Annotated in this window: 1 protein-coding gene; it reads right to left on the bottom strand. The window is 40.8% G+C overall.

All coding sequences use genetic code 11. From position 1 onward, the window contains the following. Nucleotides 1–426, bottom strand: a 426-nt coding sequence (locus HP556_RS03115) for a hypothetical protein (protein WP_478134669.1), incomplete at both ends; no start/stop codon positions are given.

Below are 426 nucleotides of genomic sequence, written 5' to 3'. Positions count from 1 at the left end.
CATATGCATAACATCGTCTTTGGTGGTTCCCCTCATCAGTGGCTCTATCTGAACGCGCTCTCCACTGCTTAATGACATTCCTTTCCCGATTAAAAAATCTGTCAGATCGGATGTGGTCGGCCCGAAAACAGTTCTGGCAAAACCAATGGTGTCGCCTTCAACAAACAAAAAAGATGGGAATCCCAATGATTCGTCATCTGCGAGGCTGTTCTTAATATCTTCAACTGAAGCTTTAGAGCGATTTATCTTCTGAACCAGACTCTTGTCATTTGTTTTGGTAAAGAGAAAAGTTTTTCCATCGATTTTATGAATATACAAATAATTGGAGCCAACCTGCAGGTGATGATTATCAGCCAGCAGAGAATTAAGGAAAACAGACAGGTTTATTGAGCGCTTATCTTTCCCTTTATTTTTGCTGCGGTAAGT

It is taken from the genome of Tardiphaga robiniae, from assembly GCF_013359755.1.
GTDB lineage: Bacteria > Pseudomonadota > Alphaproteobacteria > Rhizobiales > Xanthobacteraceae > Tardiphaga > Tardiphaga robiniae.
The sequence above is the reverse complement of the archived record's forward strand: the minus strand, read 5'-3'. Positions and strand labels throughout refer to the sequence as shown.